We start from the raw sequence: 19,609 nt of genomic DNA on the forward strand, positions 1-19,609 counted from the left end.
CCAGCGAGTTTTGGCCGGACCGGGATCGGCCGTCGGTCCTACGACCTGCGCGTTCGAGGGGTCGTACCACCGCCTTCGCGGGGGTCGTACCGCCGCATCAACCGATCGGCTGATGCGGTCTCCAGCGCGATGGGCGATGTGCCGGGCCCCGCCTCGACGGGACCCTCGAAGCATGTCCGTCAAACCAGCCACATCCGTGATCGAAGTCAGCGGCCTGCGCAAGTCCTACGGCGGCCGGGCCGTCGTCGACGGCGTCTCCTTCGCCGTCGAGGAGGGCGAGATCTTCGGGATCCTCGGCCCGAACGGCGCCGGCAAGACCACCACCGTCGAGTGCGTCGAGGGCCTGCGTGTCCCCGACGCGGGCCGCGTCCGCGTCACCGGCCTCGACCCGGTCGCCGACCACGAGGAGGTCGCCCGCGTCCTCGGGGCCCAGCTCCAGGAGAGCGAGCTCCAGGCGAAGCTCACTGTCGGCGAGGCGCTGGAGCTCTACGCCTCCTTCTACCCGCGCCCGGCCGACTGGCGTCCCCTCGCCGAACGCCTCGGCCTCACCGCGCGGCTGGGCACCCGCTTCGGCAAGCTCAGCGGTGGCCAGAAACAGCGCCTGTTCATCGCGCTCGCCCTCGTCGGCAGTCCCCGGGTCGTCGTCTTCGACGAGCTGACGACCGGCCTGGACCCGCGGGCCCGCCGTGACACCTGGCAGCTCATCGAGGACGTCCGCGCGAGCGGTGTCACCGTCCTGCTCGTCACGCACTTCATGGAGGAGGCGCAGCGCCTGTGCGACCGGATCGCCGTGATCGACCAGGGGCGCGTCGCCGCCCTGGACACCCCGGCCGGGCTGATCCGCCGCTCGGCGGGCTCCACGGTCATCAGCTTCACGCCGTCCGCGCCGCTGGACGAGCGTGACCTGAACACGCTCCCCGCCCTCGCGTCCGTCGAGCACAAGGAGGGCCGCCTCACCCTGTCCGGCACCGACGAGACGGTCAACGCGGTCCTCACGCTGCTCGCCCGCCACCGCATCACCGCCCACCAGCTCCGCGTCACCGACGCCACGCTGGACGACGCGTTCCTCGACCTGACGGAGACCGCAGCATGAGCACCCTGGTGAAAACCGCCCCGAAGTCCGCCGCGAAACCTGCACTGAAACCTGCACTGAACCCCGCCGTTCTGCGCACCGAGGTCCGGCTCTTCCGCCGCGAACCCGGCGCCCTCTTCTGGATCCTGCTGTTCCCCACCCTCCTGCTGGCGATCCTCGGCTCCATCCCGTCCTTCCGCGAGGCCGACTCCTCCCTCGGCGGGCTGCGCACGGTCGACGCGTACGTCCCGGTCGCCGTGCTGCTCGGTCTGATCATGGGCGGACTGCAGTCGATGCCGCAGACGCTCACCGGCTACCGCGAGCGCGGCATCCTGCGCCGCATGTCCGCCACGCCCGTACGGCCGAGCGCCCTGCTGAGCGCGCAGATGGTGCTCTACGGAGGGGCGGCCCTGGTGTCCGCGCTGCTCGCCCTCGCCGTCGGCCGGCTCGCCTTCGACGTACGCCTGCCGAAGCAGCCCTTCGGCTACGCGCTGGCCCTCCTGCTCGCGGTGCTGGTCGCCCTCGCGCTCGGCTCGGTGATCTCCGCCCTGTCCCGCACGACGAAGATCGCGGGCGCGATCGGGTCGGCCGTGTTCTTCCCGATGATGTTCTGCGCGGGCGTGTGGCTGCCGGTGCAGGCCATGCCGCACACCCTCGCCCGGATCGTCGGCTGCACACCGTTCGGGGCCGCGGCCGAGGCCCTGAACCAGGCGGCGGCAGGGCACTGGCCGGGCTGGACCCACCTGGGCGTGCTCGTGATGTGGATCCTGCTGCTGTCCGGCGCGGCGACGCGCTGGTTCCGCTGGGAGTGAGCCAGGCCGTGCACGACACTGGGGCCATGACGGACGAGGCAGGGGCGGGCGGCACGGGGGCGGCCGCGGTCGCGATGTCGATGCCCGGCATCGCGGTCAGGGCCGCCGACACGGGGAGCGGGGCGCGGCGGGCGGCGTTCCACCGCTGGGGACCGTACGGACTCCTGGGCATCGGCGCCCTCGCCGCCGTCGTCTCGGCCGGCGCGGTCGGCATGGCCACGGCCGAGGCGTACGCGGCCACCGTCCTTGTGCTCGCGGCCCTCGCCCTGCAGTTGGTGTGGGACAAGGCGGCCCGGAGCCGGCCGGGCCCGTCCGCGGCCGGCGCCGTCTACTACGGCGTCCGCTGGGCCTTCGGCTTCGCCCTGTGCTGGCTCAACCCGTTCTTCGCCTTCTACGCCGTCACCGGGTACTACGACGTCAGCCGGCTGCTGCGCCCGCGCCTGGTGAAGGCGGGCCTCTTCGCCACGGCCGTCACCATGTCCGGATCCCAGGTCGGAGGCATGCCCCCGCACGGCTGGGTGATGTGGCTCGGCTTCTGCCTGGTGCTCGGCGTCAACGTCGGCCTGCTCGCCGTCTTCAGCCGCCTGGCCGCCCAGGACGACGAGCACGCCCGCGTCCAGACCTCCACCATCGCCGAACTCGAACGCACCAACACCGCGTTGCAGCAGGCCCTCGACGAGAACGCCGCACTGCACGCCCAACTCCTCCTCCAGGCAAGGGAGGCCGGGGTCGCCGACGAACGCCGCCGCCTCGCCGCCGAGATCCACGACACCATCGCGCAGGGCCTGACCGGGATCATCGCCCAGCTCCAGGTCGTCGCGGGCACCCCCGACCCGGCCGCCGCCCGGGAACACCTGGACCGCGCCGCCGACCTCGCCCGGCACAGCCTCGGCGAGGCCCGCCGCTCCGTACAGAACCTCGCCCCCGTGGCGCTCGCCTCCGACGGCCTGCCCGAGGCGCTCCGCAAGACCGTCGCCGCCTGGGGCGAACGCACCGGCGTCCGCGCCGAGTTCACCGTCACCGGCACGGCCGAACAGCTCCATGACGAGGTCTCCGCGACCCTGCTGCGCATCGCCCAGGAGTCCCTGTCCAACGCCGGGCGGCACGCGGCCGCCACCCGCGCCGGGGTCACCCTGTCCTTCATGGGCGAGGAGGTCCTGCTCGACATCCGCGACGACGGCCGCGGCTTCGACCCGCTCGCCGTCCCCGCACGCACCGGCAGCGGCGGCTTCGGCCTCGACGGCATGCGTGCCCGCGCCGAGCGCATCGCGGGCGCGCTCACCGTCGAGTCGGAACCGGGGCACGGCACGGCGGTGTCGGCTCGCGTACCGTTGGTCCGCCATGACGGATGACCCTGTGATCACCCTGCTCGTCGTAGACGACCATCCCGTCGTACGGGACGGTCTGCGCGGCATGTTCGAGGCCGCGCCCGGATTCCGGGTGCTCGGCGAGGCGTCGAACGGCGTCGAGGCGGTCGAGCGGGCCGCGGCCCTCGACCCGGACGTGGTCCTGATGGACCTGCGCATGCCGGGGGGCGGCGGGGTCGACGCCATCGCCCGGCTGACGCGCACGGGCGCCCGTGCGAAGGTCCTCGTCCTCACCACGTACGACACCGACTCCGACACGATCCCCGCGATCGAGGCGGGCGCCACCGGCTATCTGCTCAAGGACGCCCCGCGCGAGGAGCTGTTCACCGCCGTCCGCGCGGCGGCTCAGGGACGCACCGTCCTCTCCCCGGCCGTCGCCTCCCGGCTGGTCTCCGCGGTCCGCGCTCCCGCGGCTCCCGGCAACGAGTCCCTCTCCGCCCGCGAGCGCGAGGTCCTCGCCCTGGTCGCCAAGGGCACGTCCAACCGCGAGATCGCCCGCGAACTCTTCATCAGCGAGGCGACCGTGAAGACCCATCTCACCCATCTGTACGCGAAGCTGGGCGTCAGCGACCGGGCGGCCGCGGTGGCGGTGGCGTACGAGCGGGGCATCCTGGGCTGATCCGGGAGCCGCTCCCCGCCGCGCTCAGTCCGCCACCCGCAGCAGCAGCACCGCCCGCGCCGGCACCGTGACCGTCGCCCCCGCCCGGTGCACCAGACCCGGCGCCGCCGCCTGTTCCTCCTGCGAGGTGTCGACGACCACCTCGTACCGCTCCGCCCACGGCGGCCCCGGCAGAACGAAGCTGGTCGGCCGGTCCCCGGCGTGCAGGACGGCCAGGAAGCTGTCGTCGAGAATCGGCGCGCCCCGCGCGTCCCGGCCGGGAATGTCCCGCCCGGAGAGGTACATGCCGAGCGTGCCGGCGGGGGCGTACCAGTCCCGCTCCGTCATCTCCGTGCCCCGCGCCGTGAACCACGCCAGGTCCCGCAGCCCGTCCGCCGAGTGGGCCCGCCCCGAGAAGAACGCCCGCCGCCTCAGCACCGGATGACGGTGCCTCAGCTCGATCAGCCGGGCGGTGAGGTCGAACAGGGCACGCCAGCCCGGCTCCTCCAGCAGGCTCCAGTCGACCCAGCTGATCTCGTTGTCCTGGCAGTACGCGTTGTTGCTGCCCCGCTGCGTGCGCCCGAGCTCGTCGCCCGCGACCAGCATCGGCACCCCGGTCGACAGCAACAGCGTCGTCAGCAGGTTGCGCAACTGCCGTCGGCGCAGGGCCCGTACACGCTCGTCGTCCGCCTCGCCCTCGACCCCGCAGTTCCACGACCGGTTGTCGTCCGTGCCGTCCCGGTTGCCCTCCCCGTTCGCCTCGTTGTGCTTGCGCTCGTAGGAGACGAGGTCGCGCAGGGTGAAGCCGTCGTGGGCCGTCACGAAGTTCACCGACGCGTACGGCCGCCGACCGCCCCACGCGTACAGGTCGCTCGACCCCGACAGGCGGTACCCGAGATCCCGTACGTCCGGCAGCGCACCCCGCCAGAAGTCCCGTACGGCATTGCGGTAGCGGTCGTTCCACTCCGTCCACAGCGGTGGGAACGCGCCCACCTGGTAGCCGCCCGAGCCCACGTCCCAGGGCTCCGCGATCAGCTTCACCCGGCGCAGTACCGGATCCTGGGCGATGACGGCGAGGAAGGGGGAGAGCATGTCGACGTCGTGCATCGACCGCGCGAGCGCCGCCGCCAGGTCGAAACGGAAACCGTCGACCCCCATCTCCGTCACCCAGTACCGGAGCGAGTCGGTGATCAGCCGCAGCACGTGCGGCTGGACGACATGCAGGGTGTTGCCGCAGCCCGTGTAGTCCGCGTACCTGCGCGCGTCCGACTGCAGCCGGTAGTAGCCCCGGTTGTCGATGCCGCGCAGCGACAGCATCGGCCCCAACTCCCCGGCCTCCGCCGTGTGGTTGTAGACCACGTCGAGGATGACCTCGATTCCGGCGGCGTGCAGGGCGCGCACCATGCGTTTGAACTCGCCGACCTGCTGGCCGGTCGTCCCGGACGCCGCGTAGGCCGCGTGCGGGGCGAAGTAGCCGATCGAGTTGTAGCCCCAGTAGTTGCGCAGCCCCTTGCGCAACAGATGGTCCTCGTGGGCGAACTGATGCACCGGAAGCAGCTCGACGGCCGTCACGCCGAGCCTCACGAGGTGCTCGACGGCCGCCGGATGCGCCAACCCGGCGTAGGTGCCGCGCAGTTCCTCCGGAATCCCGGGGTGCAGCTTGGTGAATCCGCGCACATGCATCTCGTAGATCACCGAGTCCGCCCACGGCGTCTTGGGGCGGCGGTCGTCCGACCAGTCGTCGTCATCGTGCACGACGACACCCTTGGGGACGTACGGCGCGGAGTCCCGGTCGTCGCGCACGGTGTCCGCGACCTGCTGCTGGGGCCAGTCACGCACATGGCCGTACACCTCGGGCGGCAGACTGAAGTCGCCGTCCACCGCACGGGCGTACGGGTCGAGAAGCAGCTTCGCCGGGTTCCAGCGGGCGCCGGTCCACGGGTCCCAGCGGCCGCGCACCCGGTAGCCGTAGCGCTGTCCCGGCATGGACCCGGGCACGAAGCCGTGCCAGATCTCGTGCGTCAGTTCGGTCAGCGGAACCCGGCTCTCCACGCCGAGTTCGTCGAAGAGACACAGCTCCACCGCCTCCGCGCCGCCCGCCCACAGCGCGAAGTTGGTGCCCGCGACACCGTCGGGGCCGACACGGAAGCGCGCCCCGAGCGGGGTCGGGGCCCCCGGCCACACCGCCACGGACGGCTCCGCAGGGTGCGCGCCGTTCAGCACGGCGGCGGGGCGCGCGGACGCCCCGCCGCCCGGAGCCGACCCTTCCGGGACCGCCTGCTCCGGGACCGCCCCTTCCTGAACTGCCTCCTGCTTGGCTGCGCTCGACACCTGTCAGCCTCCTGCGGCTCGGTGGAACGGCTCGAAGGGGGGCGTACGGCGTCCCGGCCGCGGCTCCCCTTCGCGTCGTCCTCCCCACTGTTCTGCCCAGACCTTGGCTCGCACTCACGTTTCCCCAGAGGTGCATGGTCGTTGGGCCCTGCGTGATGGACGCACAGAGGCGCGCGCGGCGCGCAGGGGCGGCGCTGGCCGCCGCACTGACATGGGCCGCCCTGCTGGCCGGAGCCGCCGGCTGCACGTCGGACGGAATGGACCAGGTACTCGGCAAGCCCCGCGCACCCGAGGACGTCATCCGCGTATCGCCGGACGACGGCAGCAGGGCCGTACGCCCCGAGGAGCGGCTCAGGGTACGGGTGCCCAGTGGCCGCCTGGAGTCCGTGAAGGCGGTGCGGTCCCAGGACGCCCAGGACTCCCCGGTGCCCGGCCGCATCTCCGACGACGGACTCAGCTGGCAGCCCGACGCAGGGCGGCTGGCGCTCGCCGCCAAGTACACCCTCGACGTGGTGGCCCTCGACGGACACGGGCGGCGCTCGGCACGGCACACGACGTTCACGACATACGTCCCGGACGAGCGCTTCATCGGGTACGTGACCCCCGAGAACCGCTCGACCGTCGGCACCGGAATGATCGTTTCACTGGAGTTCAACCGGGAGATCGAGAACAGGGCCGCCGTCGAGCGCGCGATCCACGTGGCGGCGAAGCCCGCCGTCGAGATCCGCCCGCACTGGTTCGGCAAGGAGCGCCTGGACTTCCGGCCCGAGACGTACTGGAAGCCCGGCACCGAGGTCACCGTCGGGCTGCGGCTGCGGGACGTGGAGGGCGCGCCCGGGGTCTACGGACTTCAGTACAAGTCCTTCTCGTTCACCGTCGGCCGCAGTCAGGTCTCCCTCGTCGACGCCGCCGCGCACACGATGCAGGTGCGCCGCGACGGCGACCTCCTCGCGACGGTGCCGATCACGGCGGGCGCCCCGAAGACCACCACGTACAACGGGAAGATGGTGGTCACCGAGATGCTGGAAGTGACCCGTATGAACAGCCGCACGGTCGGCTTCGGCGGTGAGTACGACATCCCGGACGTCCCCCACGCGATGCGGCTGACCGACTCCGGGACCTTCCTGCACGGCAACTACTGGGCGCCCAGCAGCTTCGGCAACACGAATGTCAGCCACGGCTGTGTGGGCCTCAAGGACGTCAAGGGCGGCAGCTCGGAGCAGCCCGCGGGCTGGTTCTTCGACCGCAGCCTCATCGGCGACGTCGTCGAGGTGGTCCACAGCAATGACAAAAAGGTCGCTCCCGACAACGGCCTCGGAGGATGGAACATGGGGTGGAAGGAGTGGAAAGCGGGCGGCGCGGTGAAGTAGCCCGACATAGGGGTACGCCCCCGGGGTGAGTCGGGCACGCCCCCACACGGCCCAAGTTGGGACTGAACAGTGACAATCCCGGGGAGCCATCGCCGCAGGCCGTGTGATTAATTAGCGCGATACGCGCGGGGGGCCGCGCTGGAGTGCGGGCCTGATCAGGCCGTGCGAGGGGAGAACGACTGTGAACGGGCGACCGATATCGGGGGCGTCGGTTGGCGCACGGGCACGCGGGAGCAAGGGCCTGTCGGCACTGCTTCTCGGAGTGCTGCTGTTCGCCGTGACGGCATGCGGGGGAGGGGACTCGGGTTCCGGGTCCGGATCCGAGGACGGCAAGGGCAAGGATTCCACCAAGGCGGACACCAAGGCCTCGCAGGCCGTCGTGACGATCGCGCCGAAGGACGGCGCCGACGGCGTGAAGACCAGCGGCGCCCTCAAGGTGAGCGCGGCCAAGGGCAAGTTGACCGAGGTCAAGGTCGCGGACACCAAGGGCAACGCGGTGGCCGGGACGATCACGGGCGGGGGCGCGACCTGGACACCCGCGACGCACCTCGCCGCCGCCACCAAGTACAAGGTGCACGCGGTGGCCAAGGACGCCGGCGGCCGTGAGTCCGCCGAGGACTCGGCCTTCACCACGCTGACCCCGAAGAACACCTTCGTCGGCACCTACTCACCCGAGGACGGCTCCAAGGTCGGCGTGGGCATGCCCTTCTCGATCCGCTTCACGCGCGGCATCACGCACCCCGCGGACGTCGAGAAGGCCATCGAGATCAAGACGGTGCCCGCGGTCGACGTGCAGGGCCACTGGTTCGGCAACGACCGCCTCGACTTCCGCCCGGAGCAGTACTGGAAGGCCGGTACGAAGGTCACCGTCAAGCTCAACCTCGACGGCGTCGAGGGCCGCCCCGGCGTCTACGGCAAGCAGGCCAAGACCGTGACGTTCACCATCGGCCGCAGCCAGGTCTCCACCGTCGACGTCAAGACCCACAAGATGGTCGTCAAGCGCGACGGCGAGGTCTACAAGACCATCCCGATCACCACGGGCAAGCCGGGCTACGACACCTGGAACGGCCAGATGGTCATCAGCGAGCGCCTCCGGGTGACCCGCATGAACGGCGAGACGGTCGGCTACGGCGGCGAGTACGACATCAAGGACGTACCCGACGCCCAGCGCCTGACCGACTCCGGCACCTTCATCCACGGCAACTACTGGGGCGGCGACGCCTTCGGCAACTACAACGCCAGCCACGGCTGCGTAGGCCTGCGCGACACCCGCGGCGGCGGCGACCGCAACGCGCCCGCGGCCTGGTTCTTCGACCACTCCATCACCGGCGACGTGGTCATCGTGAAGCACTCCAACGACAAGACCGTCGCACCGGACAACGGCCTAAACGGCTGGAACATGTCCTGGGCGGACTGGACGGCGTAGGGCTTCGCCCCTTCCCGGCTCGCGGGCCCGGTGCCGCTCTCACCTCTGTGAGCAACGGCACCGGCCCCGCTCCCGTTAATCCCCGTTAACCTGCCAGCATGACTGTGCATCTCGAAGTGGCAGAAGGCGTCGGAACGATCCGCCTGGACCGCCCTCCCATGAACGCGCTGGACGTCGCCACGCAGGACCGGCTCAAGGAGCTCGCCGAGGAGGCCACGCGCCGCGAGGACGTGCGCGCCGTGGTGATCTACGGCGGGGAGAAGGTGTTCGCGGCGGGCGCGGACATCAAGGAGATGCAGGCCATGGACCACGCGGCCATGATCGTACGGTCCCGGGCGCTGCAGGAGTCCTTCACCGCTGTCGCCCGCATCCCGAAGCCGGTCGTCGCCGCCGTCACCGGCTACGCGCTCGGCGGGGGCTGCGAGTTGGCGCTGTGCGCCGACATCCGCATCGCCGCGGACAACGCGAAGCTCGGGCAGCCGGAGATCCTGCTCGGTCTGATCCCCGGCGCGGGCGGCACCCAGCGCCTCTCCCGGCTGATCGGCCCCTCCAAGGCCAAGGACCTGATCTTCACCGGCCGGATGGTGAAGGCCGACGAGGCGCTGGCGCTCGGACTCGTCGACCGGGTGGTACCGGCCGACGAGGTGTACGCACAGGCGCACGCCTGGGCCGCGAGGCTCGCGCAGGGACCGGCGCTCGCGCTGCGCGCCGCCAAGGAGTCGATCGACATGGGCCTGGAGACGGACATCGAGACCGGCCTCGCCGTCGAACGGAACTGGTTCGCGGGGCTGTTCGCGACCGAGGACCGCGAGCGCGGGATGCGCAGCTTCGTGGAGGAGGGCCCGGGCAAGGCCAAGTTCCTCTGAGGCGGTCGGAGCCCGCCCGTACCCGTCCCTGAAACACGCGGCGAGAGTACGGAAATTCACTCCTCAACTTCTGCTGATCCACTTGCAGTTGACGCGATGTCTCACCCGGCGTCCCTCGAAGGGGCGGTTTATGGGAGCCTTAAGGCAACCTTAAGCCTGCCCCTTCGCGGAGGGTTGGCGATTGCCTCAACTGGCCCGTAATGGCAGGTCAAATGGTGTGCGGCAGCAATCGTATTACCGCTGGCATATGACAATCGGACCTTGCGGAATGGTGGCTTCCGGGGGGCGTATTCCTTCGGAACGGCCCCGAAGAGCCCTTTGGACGGCCATGATGGGGGCATGGCGGGGCCGGAGGGTATCGAACAGCCGCGGCGGCACGGGAGTGCGACCGCGGCGCGCTGGTCGCCTGCGGTCGAGGACGAACAGGCGCTGAAGGCGCTGGAGTTGTTCGGCAACCCGACGGAGGCCGAGGTGCCGTTGCCGTCCCGCCCCGAATCCGCGGCCACCGCACGCCGGCTCACCCAGGTGATCGTCCTGCGTCACTGGGGGCTCTCGCCGAAGATGACCGAGGACGCCGTGCTGCTCGTCTCCGAGCTCGTCGGCAACGCCGTACGGCACACGGGCGCCCGCGTGTTCGGCCTCCGGATGCGGCGCCGGCGCGGCTGGATCCGCTTCGAGGTCCGCGACCCCTCCCGCGGGCTCCCCTGTCTGATGCCGGTCCAGGAGATGGACCTGAGCGGCCGAGGCCTCTTCCTCGTGGACAAACTCTCCGACCGCTGGGGCGTGGACCTCCTGCCACGAGGCAAGACCACATGGTTCGAAATGCGAGTGGCCGACCGCTGACGGTCAGGCCCCACTCCCCGGCCCCCATGCACCCGCGGCCGCGTACGCACGGACCCGACCCGCAACGCACCCGCACCGCGCCCGCGCCCCCAGGGCGGCACCGCCCCCACCCGCCCCGGCCAACGACCCGCCCCCTCCGCCAAACAGGTAAATAGCCGGATTTCGCACGAAACCCCCCTTAAATGGGGCAGGTGACCACCACCGACCGCCGCTCGGCCCTGCGCGCGAGCGCCGGATTCGCCGCAGCCGGAGCCCTGGGCACCGGCTGCACGGCGGCCGGTGCCGCCGCCCACCCGGCAGCCACCCGGCCCCACCCCCCGCACAAGCCGCTCGCAGCGCCCGCCCCGACCCCCCGCCGCTTCGCGGCGCAACCCGTCGAGATCGCCCACGGCCCCCGCACCCGCCCCCGAGTGGCCCTCACCTTCCACGGCCAGGGCGACCCCGGCATCGCCCGGACGCTGCTGAGCGAGGCCGAGAAGGCCGGAGCCCGGGTCACCGTGCTCGCCGTCGGCAACTGGCTGGACGAGCACCCGGACGTGGCCCGCCGGATCCTCGACGGCGGCCATGACCTCGGCAACCACACCCTGCGCCACCTCGACATCAACGCGATGTCGGAGACGGACGCGGACGCGGAGATCCGCGGATGCGCGGAGCGCCTGCGCCGTCTCACCGGGTCGATCGGCACCTGGTTCAGACCCTCGCGCACCCCGCGCGCCTCACCGCTCGTTGAACGGCTGGCCGGCCGCGTGGGATACCCGCACGTCCTGTCGTACGACGTCGACTCGCTCGACTTCACCTCACCGGGTGCCCCCGCCGTCACCCGCAAGGTCATCGGCGAGATCCGCAACGGGTCGGTGGTGAGCCTGCACTTCGGGTACGCGGACACGGTCGCCGCGCTGCCCGCCGTCCTGGAAGAACTCGACCGCCGCGGCCTGCGCGCGGTGACGACCACGGAGCTGCTGAGCTGATGCACCGCAACCGGAACCGCACCCTGATCGTGAGCCTCGCCCTCGTGGCGGCGGCCGCCCTCGCAGGCTGCGGCGGCGACTCCAAGGGATCCCGCGCCAACGAGGCCCTGGGCACGAAACCCGCCGCACGCCAGCCCGCCCAGCCGGAGAAGAAGACGATCCAGGGCCTGCCCGGAATGCCCCCGGTGCTGGACCCGAAGGACGTCTACGCCGCCGACCGCCCGGATCAACTCGCCCCGGCCGTAAGGGACTTCCCCTCCCGGGTCTACGTCCCCAACACCAACTCCAACACCGTCTCGGTCATCGACCCGAAGACGTACGAGGTCATCGAGACGATCCCGGTCGGTGCGCAGCCCCAACACGTCGTCCCCTCCTGGGACATGAAGACGCTGTGGGTCAACAACGACAAGGGCAACACGCTCACGCCCATCGACCCGATGACCGGCAAGGCGGGCAAGACGGTCGACGTGCACGACCCGTACAACCTCTACTTCACGCCCAACGGCAAGTACGCGATCGTGATGGCCTCACTCGACCGCGAGCTGGTCTTCCGCGACGCGCACACCATGAAGCGCGCGAAGACCGTGCCGGTCAGCTGCTACGGCGTCAACCACGCCGACTTCTCCCTCGACGGCAAGTACTTCATCGTGTCCTGCGAGTTCAGCGGAGAGCTGCTGAAGGTCGACACGGAGAAGATGGAGATCGTCGGCCAGCAGAAGCTGCCCTTCGAGGGGGCCATGCCGCAGGACGTGAAGGTCTCCCCGGACGGCAAGCGGTTCTACATCGCCGACATGATGGCCGACGGCATGTGGGTCCTGGACGGCGACAAGTTCACCCAGCCGACCCTGCTGCCCACCGGCAAGGGCACCCACGGCCTGTACGTCAGCCGCGACTCCCGCGAGATGTACATCTCCAACAGAGGTGAAGGCACCATCTCCATCTTCGACTTCACCCAGAACAAGCTGACCAAGAAGTGGTACCTCCCCGACGGCGGCAGCCCCGACATGGGCGGCGTCTCGGCCGACGGCAAGGTGCTGTGGCTGTCAGGCCGCTACAACTCCGAGGTGTACGCCATCGACACCCGCACCGGCGTCCAGCTCGCCCGGATCAAGGTCGGCAGCGGCCCGCACGGCCTCGCCGTGTACCCGCAGCCCGGCCGCTACTCGCTCGGGCACACCGGCATCTTCCGCTGAGACGAGGGCAGTTCGGGACACGCCGCCGTACGGGTGATGATCCACGGCCCGCCCCCGCAGAGACGAGATGGTGCTCTCCATGATCACAACTCATCTGCGGCGGCGGGCCGCTGCCGTAGTCCTGTCCCTCTCGGCCGTCTTCGCGACCTCGGCGGCGACCCTCCCCGCCGCACCCGTCGCCCTCGCGTCCACCCGGGCCGCCGCACCCTCCTGTCCGCAGTTCGACGACCCCGTCAAGGCGGCCGCCGACCGTCGCGTCGACGTGGGCCGCATCACGCCCGAGCCCGTCTGGCGCAAGACCTGCGGCACGCTCTACCGCAGCGACAGCCGCGGCCCGGCGACCGTCTTCGAGCAGGGCTTCCATCCGAAGGACGTGATCGACGGGCAGTACGACGTCGAGCAGTACGTCCTGGTCAACCAGCCCTCCTCGTACGTCTCGACGAGTTACGACCACGACCTGTACAAGACCTGGTACAAGTCGGGCTTCAACTACTACATCGACGCCCCCGGCGGCGTGGACGTCAACAAGACCATCGGCGACACCCACAGGTGGGCCGACCAGGTCGAGGTCGCCTTCCCCGGCGGCATCGCGCGGCAGTACGTCATCGGCGTCTGCCCGGTCGACAAGAAGACCAAGACCGAGATCATGAGTGACTGCGAGAGCAACCCGTACTACGAGCCGTGGCACTGACGTCTACCGAGCGATGAGCAGTGCCTCCGCGCCCACGGGCCGGTAACCCGCTGCCTGGAACGCCCGCATACTGCGGGCGTTCCCCGGCGAGACCTGCGCCCACAGCGGCTCGGCCACGAGATGCCGGGCGGCATTCACCAGCCGCCGCCCCAGCCCCCGCTGCCGTACGTCCTCGTCCACCTCGACCGAGACCTCGAGGCGCCCGGCGATCCCGCGCCCCGTCACCAGCACGCCGCCGTCCGCCGTCCATGCGCGCACCTCGTCGCGGCGCCCGCGGGCACAGCCGATGCGGGGATGGCCGGCGTCCTCGATCTCGGTCAGCGCGAGCGGCGGCTCACCCGGCAGCGGGGAGCCGACCAGGACCGCGTCGATGGTCTCCGCCGTACGTCCCGTCCGGTCCATGAAGGCGGCCAGGAAGCGCGGGTTCATGGTCGCGGCGAGGGCGTCGCAGTCCAGTGCGCGCAGCGTCTCGCGGACCCAGTGCGGATCCTCGTCCGTGAAGACGACGGAGTGCGCCGTGAAGGACAGCACGCCGGCGTCCCGTCGGCAGGCCTGCGGGACGACCGTCGTACCGCCGTCCGCGGGCGGGAAGTCGCCCCGGGCGGCCGCGTCGAGAATGTCCCGCAGGGTTGGTGCCACCACACGCTCCTCGGGTTCCCGCCCGCTGCCACCCACGAAAGGCCCGGGCTCGGGGGCATGCCGGGGGTGCGTGGGTGGTCGCCGCGCTGCGTGCGCGGGCGGACCGTTAATCTGACCTCCGTCAGTAGGGCCGTACGGCCTGGCATCAGTGCACCATGAAGGGGCGGATCCGGTGGCGGACATCGAGGAAGCACGCAAGCAGTTCGAGCGGATCGACACGGACGGCGACGGGTCCATCACGGCCGCCGAGTTCAAGACCGCCCTCGCCCAGGGCGGCGACTGGAACGTCACCGAGTCGGTGGCCGAGGCCATCATCGCCAACCGCGACCTCAACGGCGACAAGGTCCTGTCGTTCGACGAGTTCTGGGCGCACCTCAACAAGTGACCCGCCCACGAGGGGGCGCCGACCGGACTCCGGTGGGCGCCCCCTCGGCACACCCGGCGACGCCGCTCAGGAGGCCTGCTTCCGGTACCGGCCCGGCGGCACCCCGTACTCCCGCTTGAAAGCCTTGGCGAAGGCGAACTCCGAGGTGTAGCCCGTGCGTTGGGCGACGAGACGCAGGGGGATGTCGTCCTCGCGGAGCAGCCGCCCGGCGGTGATCATGCGCCACCAGGTGAGGTAGGTCAGCGGGGGCTCGCCCACCAGGGCCGCGAAGCGGCGGGCGAAGGCCGCGCGGGAGAGACCGCCGCGGGCGCCGAGTTCCTCGACGGTCCAGGGGCGGGACGGGTCGCCGTGCAGCGCGCGGAGTGCGGCCGCGACGGGCGGGTCGGCGAGGGCGGCCGACCAGCCGGTGGGGTGCCCGCCGCCGTGCCGCTCGCGCTGCCACCAGGCGCGCAGGATGTACAGGAGGAGAGTGTCCAGCAGGGACGTGACGATCGTGTCGGAGCCCGGCTGCGGCTCCTCCAGCTCCATGCCGAGAAGCTCGACGGCCGCCCGCAGCGAGCGGTGCGTGCCGATGCGGGTGGGGAGGTGGACGACCTCCGGCAGCTCGGAGAGGAGGGGGTGGGCGCGATGCCGGTCGAGTTGGTAGGCGCCGCACAGCATGACGGTCACCGGGCCCGATCCGTTCTCGGTGGACGGCGGCCTGGGCCAGCGGCCGTCCGGCCCGAGCCGTACCTCCTCCAGCGGGACGTCGAGACCGCTGGCCAGAGCATGGCCCCGCCCGTGTGCCATGAACACCACGTCACCGGGTCCGACCGCCACCGGCTCGCCCTCCGCAGGGATCAGCCACGCCGACCCCTGCAGCACCACATGGAACCCGGCCCCCTCCGAGGCCTCGAAACGCATCCCCCAGGGCGCGTGTCTGTCCCGGCGCGAGGAGTGCGGGCGTCCGGTGCGCATCGCGGCGATGGCGTCGCTGAGTACGTCCATGCCCGTACCGTAGCGCGCCGACTCCCGGGTGAGACGTACGGACAGGAAAGGGAGACAGACAGGCATGGTCCGTCTCACACGTGGCTCCTACCGTCGACGGCATGACTTCAACTACCGCACGTGCAGTGCTCTTTCACGAGACCGGTGGCCCGGACGTCCTGAAGGTCGAGGACGTCGAGCTGCCCGCACCCGGCCCCGGTGAACTCCTCGTCCGAGTCGAGGCGTTGGGGCTCAACCGCGCCGAAGCCCTTTACCGGGCCGGGACTTACTACTACCAGCCGACCCTGCCCGCCTCGCGCAACGGCTACGAGGCCGCCGGCACCGTCGAGGCGGTCGGCGAGGGCGTGACCGCCTTCGTACCGGGCGACCCCGTGATGGCGGCTGCCAACTTCGAACTCAGCGCCCACGGCGTGTACGGCGACCGGATCCTGCTGGACGAGAGCGCCGTCGTGTCCCGGCCCGCCGGGGTCGACGCCGTCACCGCGGCCGCCGTCTGGGTCACCTACTCCACCGCGTACGGCGCCCTGCTGCGGACGGCGAGCGTGCAGCCCGGCGACCGGGTGCTGGTCACCGGCGCGTCCAGCGGTGTCGGCACCGCCGCCCTCCAGGTGGTCCGCCGGTCCGGCGCGATCCCGATCGCCACCACCCGCACCGACGACAAACGCCGACGCCTGCTCGACCTCGGTGCGGAGCAGGTGATCGTGACCGAGCAAGAGGACGTCGTGAAGGAGGCGAAGCGGCTGACGGACGGCCGGGGCGTCGACATCGTCCTCGACGCGATCGGCGGCCCCGGCTTCGCCGCGCTGGGCGACGCCGTCGTCCCCGACGGCACCCTGATCAGCTACGGCTGGCTCTCCGAGAAGCCCACCCTGCTGCCCATGAGCTGGCCGCTCACCGTCCACGGCTACGCCAACCCCAACGTCTCCAGGACCGCCGAGGGCCGCCGCCGTGCCGCGCACTACATCAACTCGGGACTGGCCGACGGCACCCTGCGCCCGGTGATCGCCGAGGTCTTCGACGGTCTCGACGCCGTCCGTGACGCCCACCGCCTGATGGAGTCGAACACGCACACAGGCAAGATCGTGGTGCGGATCTGAGGACCGTCACCCGTTCGCCGGGCGGCGCGGAATACGTCGTACGCCTCCGAGGTTGATGCCGCCATCAGGCGTATGCGCATGCATCAATCGCGGAAGGGTCTGTCATGAAGATCGGCATCATCGGAGCGGGCAACATCGGCGGCAACCTGGCTCGGCGGTTCACCGCCGTCGGTCACGAGGTCTCCATCGCCAACTCGCGTGGCCCTGCGACCCTCACCGCGCTCGCCGAGGAGACCGGGGCGAGCGCCGTGCCGGTCGAGGAGGCCGCGCGCGGCGCCGAGATCGTCGTCGTCACGATCCCGCTGAAGGCTGTGCCGGGCCTGCCGGACGGCATCCTCGACGGGGCCGCCGAGGGATTCGCCGTCATCGACACCGGCAACTACTACCCGCAGCAGCGGGACGGCCGGATCGACGCGATCGAGGACGACGGCCTGACCGAGAGCCGCTGGACCGCCCAGCAGATCGGGCACACCGTGATCAAGGCGTTCAACGGCACCTACGCCCAGGACCTCCTGGACCGCCCGCGCCCGGCCGGCGCCCCCGACCGCCTGGCCCTCCCCGTCGCGGGCGACGACGCGGCCGCCAAGCAGCGTGTGCGGGACCTGATCGACGAGATCGGCTTCGACACGGTCGACTCCGGCGGCCTCGACGACTCCTGGCGCCAGCAGCCGGGTACGCCGGTGTACGGCTTTCAGGAGGGCGTCGACGCGGTCACCAAGGCGCTGGCCGAGGCACCGCAGGAGCGCCCGGCGGACTTCCGCGCGTAACGCGGAAGGGGCGCGCGACCCTCCCGAAGGGGCGCGGCTCAGACGATCTCCTGCGGCCGGTGCGGCCCGTCCGGAAGCTCGACCTTGATCGAGTCGCCGGGCCGCACCCGGCCGCCCGCCACGACAACGCTCATGATCCCGGACCTGAAGCGCACCTTCCCGTCCTCGCCGCGGCCGACGACCTGCTTCATGAGGCCCTTTTGGAAGTTGTCGATCTGGGCGCAGGGGTTGCGCAGCCCGGTCACCTCGACGACTGCCTCGTCCCCGAGGTGCAGCCGCGTGCCGACGGGCAGCCCCAGCAGGTCGACGCCCCGCGTGGTGACGTTCTCGCCGAGCTCGCCGGCCGCGACCTCGTACCCGCTCTCCCGCAGCTCGTCGAACAACTCCGCGTGCATCAGGTGCACTTGACGCAGATTCGGCTGCGAGGCGTCCTTCTCCATCCGGAAGCGGTGCTTCACCGTCGTGCCGGCGTGCACGTCCCCCTCCACCCCGAGCCCGTCGAGCAGCGTGATGCTCTCCCGGTTCGGCTTGGTGAACGAGTACGTCCCGTTGCTGCTGACCGCGGTGACTGTCCCGCTCATGTCGTGAAGCTCCCCTCTTTCGCGCGGCGACTGCTTCGCCGCAGTTCAGAGCTTATGCGGGCGCAGAAGACGCCTCGCGAGCAGTCGCTTCGATGTGCGTAGCCGTGACGCATGTTTGATTCCATCGTTGATCGGACGATAGGGCTACGAGGTCATGCCGATCGGGGGATTGAGTGAGGGCATGCGAAGCGGGCGGGGACGGATGGGCCTGCGACCGGTCGTCCGACCGGTACTCGATGATCAAGGGACTGTGCAGGACGCACTACGCGCAGCATCGGAGGGGGCGTGGGCTCGCTCCGATCAACGTCGACCGTGCCGAGGGGGCGGGCAGGCCATGCGACTTCGACGGCTGTGTCAGAGCGGTCTCTGCCAAGGGCCTCTGCACCGCTCACTACCAGCAGAGCAGCAAGGGGCAGACGCTCTCGCCGTTGCGGAGCAAGCGGGAGAACGGTGCCATTCGGAAGATGATCGAGCGCGGAATCGTAGACTGTCTTGGATGTGGGGAGGGCAAACCGCGGTCGGAATTTTCGTCACTGAACGCGTCTGGTGTGCCGCGGCCGTACTGCAAGCCGTGCAACTCTGAGCGTGTCCGGCTCAATCACTACAAGGTGACCAAGGAATTCGTCGACCTTCTCTTGCGGTTTCAGCAGAGCCGGTGTGCTGTGTGCGGGAGTGCCTACATGGGCGGCAGAGCCATGCATGTCGATCACGACCATGCGTGTTGTCCTCAGGGAAGTTGCGGCGACTGCGTGCGCGGTCTCGTATGCAACAACTGCAATCTCCTCGGTCTTGCCTGGTACGAGGCTCTTCCCTCTGAGCTTCGTACCTTCGATCTGCTCAACGAGTACCTCTCCGATCCGCCGGTGAAGCGACTCAGGAGGGAACTGGCCTTGTTGCGCCACTGAGTCGATCAAGCATTCCCGGCCCATTCGCGCAGCGCGACCGCGGTGGCGAAGTCCGCGACGTCCTTGTCCAGTGGGTCGTCGGTGTACTGGTGGAAGAGCCATTTCGCCTTGATGCGGGGCTTGCCTGCCGTGACGTAGTCAGCTATCCAGAGGCCGTCGCCTGCATACGATGTTGTGTCGACGGTCAGCCAGTAGTTCCTGTTTGTGTACAGGATGACCTGGTTATTCGGCCGGAGCTGCTTCACTGTGCGGATGAAGCGGTCCTTCTCGCTGTTGGAGGCGTGCGTGCCCTCGCCGGTCGTCTCCCAGTCGACGGCGAGGATGTCACCGGCCTTCTCGGGGGCGTGAGCGACGAAGTACTCCGCCTGGGCGGTGAGGTTGCCCGGCCACAGGAAGTGGTAGAAGCCGACGACGAGGCCGGCGTCGCGGGCGTGCTTCGTCTGGGCGGTGAGCTTGGGGTTGACGTACGAACGGCCCTCGGTCGCCTTGATGAAGACGAAGGAGAGGCTGTCCGTGCCGTACGTGGCGGACTGGAACGCGCTTACGTCGATGCCGCGGAGCATGGGGGGACTCCCTGAAGTGCCGGTGGGGGGACGGGAATTGCAGGATCCACTGATGCATCCTGCCCGCCCCGGCGCGGGAGATCCGGCGGTTCGGCCGGAACCTCGGCTTCGGGTCGTCACCGACCCCGGCATCGTCGGCACGAGGTGT

The 19,609-nt window shown here is 70.5% G+C and carries 20 protein-coding genes; 15 read left to right on the forward strand and 5 right to left on the reverse strand.

Features of this window, described 5'->3' with window-relative positions; translation table 11 throughout:
• Positions 1 to 172: 172 nt before the first annotated feature.
• The 4 genes from ACN6LB_RS21655 to ACN6LB_RS21670 all read left to right on the forward strand — a co-directional run bounded on the left by ACN6LB_RS21655 (position 173) and on the right by ACN6LB_RS21670 (position 3,870).
• Complete coding sequence (locus tag ACN6LB_RS21655) at positions 173 to 1,093, forward strand: ATP-binding cassette domain-containing protein (RefSeq protein ID WP_445027355.1); 921 nt, start codon at positions 173 to 175, stop codon at positions 1,091 to 1,093.
• Complete coding sequence (locus ACN6LB_RS21660) at positions 1,090 to 1,884, forward strand: ABC transporter permease (protein WP_445027356.1); 795 nt, start codon at positions 1,090 to 1,092, stop codon at positions 1,882 to 1,884. The genes ACN6LB_RS21655 and ACN6LB_RS21660 overlap by 4 nt, the downstream gene beginning before the upstream one ends.
• 80 nt (positions 1,885 to 1,964) lie before the next feature.
• On the forward strand, positions 1,965 to 3,236 hold the full coding sequence (locus ACN6LB_RS21665) for a sensor histidine kinase (protein WP_445027406.1): 1,272 nt from the start codon (positions 1,965 to 1,967) through the stop codon (positions 3,234 to 3,236).
• On the forward strand, positions 3,226 to 3,870 hold the full coding sequence (locus tag ACN6LB_RS21670) for a response regulator transcription factor (RefSeq protein ID WP_356134112.1): 645 nt from the start codon (positions 3,226 to 3,228) through the stop codon (positions 3,868 to 3,870). Before ACN6LB_RS21665 ends, ACN6LB_RS21670 begins: the two co-directional genes overlap by 11 nt.
• 24 nt (positions 3,871 to 3,894) lie before the next feature.
• Here the strand turns inward: ACN6LB_RS21670 and glgX are convergent, their stop codons facing one another.
• Positions 3,895 to 6,180: a glycogen debranching protein GlgX gene (gene glgX / locus ACN6LB_RS21675; RefSeq protein WP_356134110.1), complete on the reverse strand. Its 2,286-nt coding sequence runs from the start codon at positions 6,178 to 6,180 to the stop codon at positions 3,895 to 3,897.
• Positions 6,181 to 6,335: 155 nt separating this feature from the next.
• On the opposite strand from glgX, the gene ACN6LB_RS21680 reads away from it, so the two are divergent.
• From ACN6LB_RS21680 to ACN6LB_RS21710, 7 genes are all read left to right on the forward strand, one after another.
• Positions 6,336 to 7,550, forward strand: a complete 1,215-nt coding sequence (locus tag ACN6LB_RS21680) for an Ig-like domain-containing protein (protein WP_445027357.1) — start codon at positions 6,336 to 6,338, stop codon at positions 7,548 to 7,550.
• Positions 7,551 to 7,731: 181 nt separating this feature from the next.
• Entirely contained in the window at positions 7,732 to 8,976 is a 1,245-nt protein-coding gene (locus ACN6LB_RS21685; protein ID WP_445027358.1) for a L,D-transpeptidase, read from the forward strand.
• A gap of 98 nt (positions 8,977 to 9,074) precedes the next feature.
• A complete protein-coding gene (locus ACN6LB_RS21690) occupies positions 9,075 to 9,842 on the forward strand; it encodes an enoyl-CoA hydratase/isomerase family protein (protein ID WP_445027359.1) in 768 nt (255 codons plus the stop codon).
• 339 nt (positions 9,843 to 10,181) lie between these two features.
• Positions 10,182 to 10,685 carry an ATP-binding protein gene (locus ACN6LB_RS21695; protein ID WP_445027360.1) on the forward strand — a complete coding sequence of 168 codons (504 nt, stop codon included), beginning with the start codon at positions 10,182 to 10,184 and terminating at the stop codon, positions 10,683 to 10,685.
• 182 nt (positions 10,686 to 10,867) lie between these two features.
• The gene (locus ACN6LB_RS21700) at positions 10,868 to 11,653 is read left to right on the forward strand and encodes a polysaccharide deacetylase family protein (RefSeq protein WP_445027361.1); all 786 of its coding nucleotides are present in this window, start codon (positions 10,868 to 10,870) and stop codon (positions 11,651 to 11,653) included.
• On the forward strand, positions 11,653 to 12,846 hold the full coding sequence (locus ACN6LB_RS21705) for a YncE family protein (RefSeq protein ID WP_445027362.1): 1,194 nt from the start codon (positions 11,653 to 11,655) through the stop codon (positions 12,844 to 12,846). Before ACN6LB_RS21700 ends, ACN6LB_RS21705 begins: the two co-directional genes overlap by 1 nt.
• Positions 12,847 to 12,925: 79 nt before the next feature.
• Positions 12,926 to 13,537 carry an ADP-ribosyltransferase gene (locus ACN6LB_RS21710; RefSeq protein WP_445027363.1) on the forward strand — a complete coding sequence of 204 codons (612 nt, stop codon included), beginning with the start codon at positions 12,926 to 12,928 and terminating at the stop codon, positions 13,535 to 13,537.
• 3 nt (positions 13,538 to 13,540) lie between these two features.
• Here the strand turns inward: ACN6LB_RS21710 and ACN6LB_RS21715 are convergent, their stop codons facing one another.
• On the reverse strand, positions 13,541 to 14,176 hold the full coding sequence (locus ACN6LB_RS21715; RefSeq protein ID WP_445027364.1) for a GNAT family N-acetyltransferase: 636 nt from the start codon (positions 14,174 to 14,176) through the stop codon (positions 13,541 to 13,543).
• A 172-nt stretch (positions 14,177 to 14,348) separates the two neighbouring features.
• Between ACN6LB_RS21715 and ACN6LB_RS21720 the strand changes: the two genes are divergently transcribed.
• Complete coding sequence (locus ACN6LB_RS21720) at positions 14,349 to 14,561, forward strand: EF-hand domain-containing protein (RefSeq protein WP_356134091.1); 213 nt, start codon at positions 14,349 to 14,351, stop codon at positions 14,559 to 14,561.
• Between the two features lie 66 nt (positions 14,562 to 14,627).
• On the opposite strand, the gene ACN6LB_RS21725 is transcribed toward ACN6LB_RS21720, so the two are convergent.
• Complete coding sequence (locus tag ACN6LB_RS21725; RefSeq protein ID WP_445027365.1) at positions 14,628 to 15,548, reverse strand: AraC family transcriptional regulator; 921 nt, start codon at positions 15,546 to 15,548, stop codon at positions 14,628 to 14,630.
• A 101-nt stretch (positions 15,549 to 15,649) separates the two neighbouring features.
• Here ACN6LB_RS21725 and ACN6LB_RS21730 point away from each other — a divergent pair, with 101 nt between their 5' ends.
• Both ACN6LB_RS21730 and ACN6LB_RS21735 read left to right on the forward strand, forming a co-directional pair.
• The gene (locus ACN6LB_RS21730) at positions 15,650 to 16,645 is read left to right on the forward strand and encodes a zinc-dependent alcohol dehydrogenase family protein (protein WP_445027366.1); all 996 of its coding nucleotides are present in this window, start codon (positions 15,650 to 15,652) and stop codon (positions 16,643 to 16,645) included.
• 86 nt (positions 16,646 to 16,731) lie between these two features.
• Entirely contained in the window at positions 16,732 to 17,412 is a 681-nt protein-coding gene (locus ACN6LB_RS21735; RefSeq protein ID WP_445027407.1) for an NADPH-dependent F420 reductase, read from the forward strand.
• Between the two features lie 38 nt (positions 17,413 to 17,450).
• Here the strand turns inward: ACN6LB_RS21735 and ACN6LB_RS21740 are convergent, their stop codons facing one another.
• Positions 17,451 to 17,993 (reverse strand): MOSC domain-containing protein, encoded by a 543-nt coding sequence (locus ACN6LB_RS21740; protein ID WP_445027367.1) that lies wholly within the window; start codon positions 17,991 to 17,993, stop codon positions 17,451 to 17,453.
• A 464-nt stretch (positions 17,994 to 18,457) separates the two neighbouring features.
• Here ACN6LB_RS21740 and ACN6LB_RS21745 point away from each other — a divergent pair, with 464 nt between their 5' ends.
• Positions 18,458 to 18,898: an endonuclease domain-containing protein gene (locus ACN6LB_RS21745; RefSeq protein WP_445027408.1), complete on the forward strand. Its 441-nt coding sequence runs from the start codon at positions 18,458 to 18,460 to the stop codon at positions 18,896 to 18,898.
• 5 nt (positions 18,899 to 18,903) lie between these two features.
• On the opposite strand, the gene ACN6LB_RS21750 is transcribed toward ACN6LB_RS21745, so the two are convergent.
• The gene (locus ACN6LB_RS21750; protein WP_445027368.1) at positions 18,904 to 19,461 is read right to left on the reverse strand and encodes a GH25 family lysozyme; all 558 of its coding nucleotides are present in this window, start codon (positions 19,459 to 19,461) and stop codon (positions 18,904 to 18,906) included.
• Positions 19,462 to 19,609 lie beyond the last annotated feature (148 nt).

The sequence above is a fragment of the Streptomyces sp. SAS_270 genome (assembly GCF_052543295.1).